The following is an 8374-nucleotide window of genomic DNA, read 5'->3' on the forward strand; positions in this document are numbered from 1 at the left end:
AGCTTCGCGCCTACAAAGGCTGGCACGATCTTCTGTAGGAGCGAAGCTTGCTCGCGACGGCGGCTTCAAGCCATGCTCGAAACGATTGGACAGCCTGACACCGCCTTATGACCGCCATCGCCTCCCCCACCTACATCGGCCGCTTCGCCCCCACGCCCAGCGGCCACCTGCATTTCGGTTCGCTGGTCGCGGCGCTGGCTTCGTACCTCGACGCGCGTGCGGTGGGCGGTCGCTGGTTGATGCGCATGGAAGACCTCGATCCACCACGGGAAGAACCCGGCGCCCAGGCAGCCATCTTGAAAGCCCTGGAAAGCTACGGTTTCGAGTGGGACGGGGAAGTGGTCCGCCAGAGCGATCGGCATGACGCCTACGCCTTAGTCCTCAATCGCCTGTTCAATCAAGGCCTCGCTTACGCCTGCACCTGCTCGCGCAAGCAATTGGAGCCCTATCACGGCATTTACCCGGGCTTGTGCCGCAACGCCGGCCATGGCACCGAAGATGCCGCGATTCGCTTGCGCGTCCCCGAACTGGAATACCACTTCATCGACAGGGTGCAAGGCGAATATCGCCAGCACCTGGGCCGGGACGTCGGCGATTTCGTGATCCGGCGCCGCGACGGGCTCTACGCCTATCAACTGGCGGTAGTGCTGGACGACGCCTGGCAAGGCATCACCGATATCGTCCGTGGCGCTGACCTGCTCGACTCCACGCCGCGCCAGCTTTACCTGCAAGAACTGCTCGGCCTGCCTCAACCGCGTTATCTGCACATCCCGCTGATTACCCAGCCCGATGGCAATAAACTCGGCAAGTCCTACCGCTCACCGCCATTGACCGAAGATCAGGCAACCCCTCTGTTGCTGCGTGCGTTGCGCGCATTGGGGCAAAACCCCGGTGCTGAACTGGCTTACGCCACCCCCCGGGAAGTGCTGGATTGGGGCATCGCCCACTGGGATGCGCTATTAATCCCGCGCACACTGACCCTGCCCGAAGCGCAACTACAGTGATCACACTTGCAGTGGCGCGCCCATCCGTTACCATCGCCGCACGTTTTCGGGCACGCGCATAAAAAAGAGAGGCCGGGATGTACATCTATCGCTTGGTCCTGCTCCTGGTAGTGGGGATTTACCTGTTCTCCCCGGCCATCATGGATTGGTGGATCGACGCCACTGGCGCCTGGTATCGCCCTTATCTGCTCTGGCTGATTCTGATCGTCGTGACCTTCATCCTGCAGAGCCAAAAAGATGCCGATGAGCTTTAGCCTGACCCAGATGATCCTGATCAGCGCCGCGTACCTGGCGGTGCTGTTCGGCGTCGCCTGGATCAGCGAACGGGGCATGATCCCCCGGGCGATCATTCGCCACCCGCTGACCTACACCCTGTCGCTGGGGGTGTACGCCAGTGCCTGGGCGTTTTACGGCACGGTGGGCCTGGCCTATCAGTACGGCTACGGTTTTCTGTCCAGTTACCTCGGGGTCTCCGGGGCGTTTTTGCTGGCGCCGGTGTTGCTGTACCCGATCCTGAAAATCACCCGCACCTATCAACTGTCGTCGCTGGCCGACTTGTTCGCATTCCGTTTCCGCAGTACGTGGGCCGGGGCGCTGACCACGATTTTCATGTTGATCGGCGTGCTGCCATTGCTGGCGTTGCAGATCCAGGCGGTGGCCGACTCCATCGGCATCCTGACCCGCGAGCCGGTGCAGCATCGCGTGGCCCTGAGCTTTTGCGCGCTGATTACCCTGTTCACGATCTTCTTCGGCTCGCGCCACATCGCCACCCGCGAGAAACATGAAGGCCTGGTGTTCGCGATTGCCTTCGAGTCGGTGATCAAGCTGATCGCCATTGGCGGTGTCGGCCTCTATGCCCTTTATGGCGTGTTCGACGGCCCGCAACAGCTGGAACTGTGGCTACTGCAAAACCAGACCGCCCTCGCTGCCTTGCACACGCCCTTGCAGGAAGGCCCGTGGCGAACGCTGCTGCTGGTGTTCTTCGCCTCGGCGATTGTGATGCCGCACATGTACCACATGACCTTTACCGAGAATCTCAACCCGCGTTCGCTGGTCAGCGCCAGCTGGGGTCTGCCGCTGTTCCTGCTGTTGATGAGCCTGGCGGTGCCGCTGATTCTCTGGGCCGGACTGAAACTCGGCGCCACTACCAACCCGGAATATTTCACCCTGGGCATCGGCATCGCCGCCAACAGCAAAGCCTTGGCGTTGTTGGCGTATGTCGGCGGGTTGTCGGCCGCGAGCGGACTGATCATCGTCACCACCCTGGCGCTGTCCGGGATGGCGCTGAACCATCTGGTGCTGCCGCTCTACCAACCGCCGGCCGAAGGCAACATCTATCGCTGGTTGAAGTGGACCCGCCGGGCGCTGATCGTTGCGATTATCATGGCCGGTTACGGTTTCTACCTGTTGCTGGGCGCCGAACAGGACCTGGCCAACCTCGGCATCGTCGCGTTTGTGGCCACGCTGCAATTTCTTCCGGGGGTCCTGTCGGTCCTGTATTGGCCGACCGCCAACCGCCGCGGCTTCATCGCCGGTTTGCTGGCGGGGATCCTGGTGTGGCTGGTGACCATGTTGTTGCCGCTGGTCGGCAATCTGCAGGGCTTCTACATTCCGCTGTTGAACATGATCTACGTGCTGGACGACACCAGTTGGCACATGGCCGCGATCGCGTCCCTGGCCGCCAACGTGCTGATGTTCACCCTGATCTCACTGTTCACCAACGCCAGCCCCGAAGAGGCCAGCGCCGCCGAAGCCTGCGCCGTGGACAACGTGCGTCGCCCGCAGCGCCGCGAACTGCACGCCGCCTCACCTCAGGAATTCGCCACGCAACTGGCCAAGCCCCTGGGTGCCAAGGCCGCGCAGAAAGAAGTCGAGCAGGCCCTGCGTGATCTCTATCTGCCGTTCGACGAGCGCCGGCCTTATGCCTTGCGCCGTTTGCGCGACCGGATCGAAGCCAACCTCTCCGGCCTGATGGGCCCGAGCGTGGCGCAGGACATGGTCGAGACCTTCCTGCCGTACAAGGCTGGCGGCGAAAACTACGTCACCGAAGACATCCACTTCATCGAAAGCCGTCTCGAGGACTACCACTCGCGCCTCACCGGCCTTGCCGCCGAACTCGATGCCCTGCGCCGCTATCACCGCCAGACCTTGCAGGAATTGCCGATGGGCGTTTGCTCGCTGGCCAAGGATCAGGAAATCCTCATGTGGAACAAAGCCATGGAGGAGCTGACCGGGATTGCCGCGCAGCGTGTGGTCGGCTCGCGCCTGAGCACTATCGCCGATCCGTGGAAAGAACTGCTGCAAGGCTTCATCAATCTGCCGGACGAGCATTTGCACAAACAGCACCTGGCCCTTGATGGCCAGACCCGCTGGCTGAATCTGCACAAAGCGGCCATTGATGAACCGCTCGCACCGGGTAACAGTGGCCTGGTGTTGCTGGTGGAAGATCTGACCGAAACCCAGATGCTCGAAGACAAACTGGTGCACTCCGAGCGCCTGGCCAGCATCGGGCGACTCGCGGCGGGTGTGGCTCATGAAATCGGCAACCCGATCACCGGCATCGCGTGCCTGGCGCAGAACCTGCGCGAAGAACGCGAAGACGATGGCGAACTGAAGGAAATCAGCGGCCAGATCCTCGAGCAGACCAAACGCGTTTCGCGCATCGTTCAGTCGCTGATGAGCTTCGCCCACGCCGGCAGTCACCAACACAGCGACGAGCCCGTCTGTCTGGCTGAAGTGGCTCAGGATGCCATCGGCTTGCTGGCCCTGAACCGACGCAATTTCGAAGTGCAGTTCTATAACCTGTGCGACCCCGATCATTGGGTCGAAGGCGATCCGCAACGCCTCGCCCAGGTATTGATCAACTTGCTCTCAAACGCCCGTGACGCCTCGCCTCCCGGCAGTGCGGTGCGGGTCAAGAGCGAAGCCGGCGAACACACGGTCGATCTGATCGTGGAAGACGAAGGCAGCGGTATTCCGAAGAACATCATGGACCGATTGTTCGAACCTTTCTTCACCACCAAGGATCCTGGCGAAGGCACCGGTCTGGGCCTTGCACTGGTCTATTCCATCGTTGAAGAGCATTATGGACAAATCACCATCGACAGCCCGGCTGATGTACAAAGCCAACGCGGCACCCGTATTAGGGTGACCTTGCCGCGTCATGTCGAAGCGACGTCCGCTGTGAACTGAGACCGTCGAGAGTATCGAATCAATGCCGCACATTTTGATCGTCGAAGACGAAACAATTATCCGCTCCGCCTTGCGCCGCCTGCTGGAACGTAACCAGTACCAGGTCAGCGAAGCCGGTTCAGTGCAGGAAGCACAAGAACGCTTCACCATTCCCACGTTCGACCTGATCGTCAGCGACTTGCGTCTGCCGGGCGCTCCGGGCACCGAGTTGATCAAACTCGGCCAGGGCACTCCGGTGCTGATCATGACCAGCTACGCCAGCCTGCGTTCGGCCGTCGACTCGATGAAGATGGGCGCGGTGGATTACATCGCCAAGCCTTTCGATCACGACGAAATGCTCCAGGCTGTCGCCCGTATCCTGCGTGACCGCCAATCGCTGCCGGCCGGCGGTGAACCTGCCACCGGCAAAGCGGCCAATGGCGCGGCGAAACCGGGTGTTGATAACAGCAACGGCGAAATCGGCATCATCGGTTCGTGCCCGCCGATGCAGGACCTGTACAGCAAGATCCGCAAAGTCGCGCCGACCGATTCCAATGTCCTGATCCAGGGTGAATCCGGTACCGGTAAAGAACTGGTGGCCCGCGCCCTGCACAACCTGTCCAAACGAGCCAAGGCACCGATGATTTCGGTGAACTGTGCAGCCATCCCGGAAAGCCTGATCGAGTCCGAACTGTTCGGCCACGAAAAAGGCGCGTTCACCGGCGCCAGCGCCGGGCGTGCCGGTCTGGTGGAAGCGGCGGACGGCGGCACCTTGTTCCTCGACGAAATCGGCGAACTGCCACTGGAAGCCCAGGCCCGCTTGCTGCGCGTGTTGCAGGAAGGCGAAATTCGCCGGGTCGGTTCGGTCCAGTCACAGAAAGTCGATGTGCGCCTGATCGCCGCGACTCACCGGGACCTCAAGAGCCTGGCGAAGATCGGTCAGTTCCGTGAAGACTTGTATTACCGCCTCCATGTGATCGCCCTGAAATTGCCGGCACTGCGCGAGCGCGGTGCCGACGTCAACGAGATCGCCAATGCCTTCCTGGCGCGACAGAGCGCGCGGGTCAACCGCACCGACCTGAAATTCGCGGCGGATGCCGAACAGGCGATCCGTCATTACTCCTGGCCGGGTAACGTTCGTGAACTGGAAAACGCGGTAGAGCGCGCTGTCATCCTGTGCGAGAGCCCGGAGATTTCCGCCGAGCTGTTGGGGATCGACATCGAACTGAGCGACCTGGAAGACGACGACTTCATTGGTCTGCCGCCGCAACAGGGCAACGGCGCCAGCAACAACAATCATGAGCCGACCGAAGACCTGTCGCTGGAAGACTACTTCCAGCACTTCGTGCTTGAGCATCAGGACCACATGACGGAAACCGAGCTGGCCCGCAAACTCGGGGTGAGTCGCAAGTGCCTGTGGGAACGTCGTCAGCGCCTGGGTATCCCACGGCGCAAGACCGGGGTTGCCAGCGAGAGCTGAACCGCGCCTGTCTGATGTGCGGGTAACACATGACTTTGTGAAAAAACTGTTACCTCAGTCGTTTCACGTAACAGAAGCCGGGGCTTACGGTAACGAAGTCCCGGCTTTTTTTCGGCCTCGAAAACCCTGCCAGCCCGCCTAACCCCTTGTTTTGCTGGACCTCACAAAAGTTGGCACGCACCCTGCTATATGTTTAGTACAAGAACAATAACAAGCAATGCACAAGACAATAAAAATAAGACGAATCGACTCACGCACAATAAAAACAAGACGGCGAGAGGCGCAGCTAACTGATTCTTTTGGAGAGGCGTTGTATTTGGGGCTTGCCCCACGACCAGGCCGAGAATAATAAAAAACTGTCCCAAGACAGTGCCTGAACTGGTTGGATCGAAAGATCACTGCAGCACAGCGACCAAAGCAATCCGTTTGCTCTTGGCTCCCGATTGGGAGGGCCATGAAGGAAACACTTCATGGCGAGGGCACTTAATAAAAACAAAAAGCCCGACTCAAAAATAAAAATAGAGCATGCAACTACTTTCTTGGGGAGCTTCGGCTCCCCTTGTAGTTTCTACGATTCGAAAAACCTACCCAAATCGGCTTTGTTTTCCGCTTGAAGCCTGCGGCTTACAGCTCATATCTGCTGTGTCCTACACCATCCCCTGACTAAATGCTAGAATCCCCGCCCATCATGCGGTCATTCTTCGTTATGGCCGAACATTCCTTCAAACAGTGCATCCCATGCTGAAGAAGTTGTTCCAGTCATTCCGTTCTCCCAAGCGTCATACGCAACACATTCGCAGTACGCCTGAAGTGCTCAACAGCGGCCAACATTCGCTGCAAAAGGCCCAATTCAGCCGTTACGCGGTGAACATCGTCGAACGCCTGCAGAACGCCGGTTACCAGGCCTACCTGGTCGGCGGCTGTGTGCGAGACATGCTCCTTGGCATCACGCCAAAAGATTTCGACGTCGCTACCAGTGCCACGCCTGAGCAGGTGCGGGCCGAATTCCGCAACGCGCGGATCATCGGTCGCCGCTTCAAGCTGGTGCATATCCACTTTGGCCGCGAAATCATCGAAGTCGCGACCTTCCGCGCCAATCACCCGCAAAACGACGAGGAAGAAGACAGCAACCAGTCTTCCCGTAACGAGAGCGGGCGCATCCTGCGCGATAACGTCTACGGCACGCTGGAAGAAGACGCGCAACGCCGCGACTTCACCATCAACGCCTTGTATTACGACCCGGTCAGCGAGCGCATTCTCGATTACGCCAATGGCGTACACGACATCCGCAATCACCTGATCCGCCTGATCGGCGACCCGAAGCAACGCTACCAGGAAGACCCGGTACGGATGCTGCGGGCCGTGCGTTTCGCCGCCAAACTGAATTTCGGCATCGAAAAACACAGCGCCCTGCCGATCCGCGACCTGGCGCCGATGCTGCGCGAGATCCCGTCAGCCCGTCTGTTCGAAGAAGTGCTCAAGCTGTTCCTCTCCGGCCATGCCGCGGACACCTTCGAGATGCTGGTCGACCTGCAGTTGTTCGATCCGCTGTTCCCGGCCAGTGCCGAGGCGCTGGAATACAACCCGACGTACACCCACACCTTGATCAGCGAAGCGTTGATCAACACCGACCTGCGGATCAAACAGAACAAACCGGTGACCCCGGCGTTCCTGTTTGCAGCCCTGCTGTGGCCTGCCCTGCCGGCCCGCGTCCTGCGCCTGCAAGAACGTGGCATGCCACCGATTCCGGCGATGCAGGAAGCCGCTCACGAGCTGATTGCCGAGCAGTGCCAGCGGATCGCGATTCCGAAACGCTTCACCATGCCGATCCGCGAGATCTGGGACATGCAGGAGCGGCTTCCTCGCCGCAGCGGCAAGCGTGCCGATCTGTTGCTGGACAACCCGCGGTTCCGTGCCGGTTACGACTTCCTGCTGCTGCGAGAAAGCGCTGGCGAGCAGACCGATGGCCTGGGCGAATGGTGGACCGACTATCAGGACGCCAATGACAGTGAGCGTCGGGACATGATCCGCGACCTCAGCGGCAAGGATGAAGGCACCGGTGCACCCCGCAAACGGCGTCGCAGCGGTGGTGCCAAGCGCAAACGCGCGGCCGGCGCACCGAGTGCTACGGGCGAGTAATCCATGGAACGCATCTACATCGGCATGGGCAGCAATCTGGCTGACCCCGCCGAACAATTGCGCAGCGCCGTCGAGGCGCTGGCGCAGTTGCCGCAGACCCAACTGGTCGGGGTGTCCGGGTTTTATCAAAGCGACTCGCTTCTGCCCGGCCAGCCGCGTTACACCAACGCGGTCGCCGCCCTCGACAGCACGCTCCCGCCACTGGACCTGCTTGATGCGCTGCAAGCCATCGAGAACGGACAAGGCCGCGAGCGTCTTGAGCGTTGGGGTCCACGAACGCTGGACCTCGACATCGTGCTGTTTGGCGACCGGCTGATCGACGAACCGCGCCTCAAGGTGCCGCACTACCATATGCAGGAGCGGGCCTTCGTTCTGTATCCGCTGGCCGAACTGGCGCCTGCGGAGCTGCGTCTCCCGGATGGCCGCAGCCTGAAAGAACTACTCGCCGGCTGCCCGTTCGTCGGCCTGGAACGCCTCCCTCCGAATTAATGCAAATCCCCTGTGGGAGTGAGCCTGCTCGCGATAGCGACTTAACATTCACCGAAGATGTTGACTGTCAGGACGCAATCGCGAGCAGGCT

General features: G+C 60.4%; 6 protein-coding genes. All 6 read left to right on the top strand.

The genetic code is table 11. From position 1 onward, the window contains the following. Positions 1 to 107 precede the first annotated feature (107 nt). The 6 genes from gluQRS (at position 108) to folK (ending at position 8283) form a co-directional block, all read left to right on the top strand. Complete coding sequence (gluQRS, locus tag QMX98_RS29410) at positions 108 to 1004, top strand: tRNA glutamyl-Q(34) synthetase GluQRS (protein WP_077750276.1); 897 nt, start codon at positions 108 to 110, stop codon at positions 1002 to 1004. Positions 1005 to 1081: 77 nt separating this feature from the next. Then, a complete protein-coding gene (locus QMX98_RS29415) occupies positions 1082 to 1258 on the top strand; it encodes a hypothetical protein (RefSeq protein WP_003176118.1) in 177 nt (58 codons plus the stop codon). Further along, complete coding sequence (locus QMX98_RS29420) at positions 1242 to 4196, top strand: sensor histidine kinase (protein WP_031319123.1); 2955 nt, start codon at positions 1242 to 1244, stop codon at positions 4194 to 4196. The genes QMX98_RS29415 and QMX98_RS29420 overlap by 17 nt, the downstream gene beginning before the upstream one ends. Before the next feature lie 22 nt (positions 4197 to 4218). After that, positions 4219 to 5655, top strand: a complete 1437-nt coding sequence (locus QMX98_RS29425; RefSeq protein ID WP_010467604.1) for a sigma-54 dependent transcriptional regulator — start codon at positions 4219 to 4221, stop codon at positions 5653 to 5655. A gap of 738 nt (positions 5656 to 6393) precedes the next feature. After that, positions 6394 to 7794: a polynucleotide adenylyltransferase PcnB gene (locus tag QMX98_RS29430; protein WP_010467601.1), complete on the top strand. Its 1401-nt coding sequence runs from the start codon at positions 6394 to 6396 to the stop codon at positions 7792 to 7794. A gap of 3 nt (positions 7795 to 7797) precedes the next feature. Continuing rightward, on the top strand, positions 7798 to 8283 hold the full coding sequence (gene folK / locus QMX98_RS29435; RefSeq protein ID WP_282411790.1) for a 2-amino-4-hydroxy-6-hydroxymethyldihydropteridine diphosphokinase: 486 nt from the start codon (positions 7798 to 7800) through the stop codon (positions 8281 to 8283). Positions 8284 to 8374: the final 91 nt, after the last annotated feature.

The sequence above is a fragment of the Pseudomonas sp. PS02303 genome (assembly GCF_029959925.1).
GTDB classification, from domain to species: Bacteria; Pseudomonadota; Gammaproteobacteria; order Pseudomonadales; family Pseudomonadaceae; genus Aquipseudomonas; species Aquipseudomonas mandelii.

Coding starts and splice junctions, on each gene's coding strand:
- QMX98_RS29415 (WP_003176118.1), top strand. CDS start 1,082: ATGTACATCTATCGCTTGGTCCTGCTCCTGGTAGTGGGGATTTACCTG.
- QMX98_RS29420 (WP_031319123.1), top strand. CDS start 1,242: ATGCCGATGAGCTTTAGCCTGACCCAGATGATCCTGATCAGCGCCGCG.
- gluQRS (WP_077750276.1), top strand. CDS start 108: ATGACCGCCATCGCCTCCCCCACCTACATCGGCCGCTTCGCCCCCACG.
- QMX98_RS29425 (WP_010467604.1), top strand. CDS start 4,219: ATGCCGCACATTTTGATCGTCGAAGACGAAACAATTATCCGCTCCGCC.
- folK (WP_282411790.1), top strand. CDS start 7,798: ATGGAACGCATCTACATCGGCATGGGCAGCAATCTGGCTGACCCCGCC.
- QMX98_RS29430 (WP_010467601.1), top strand. CDS start 6,394: ATGCTGAAGAAGTTGTTCCAGTCATTCCGTTCTCCCAAGCGTCATACG.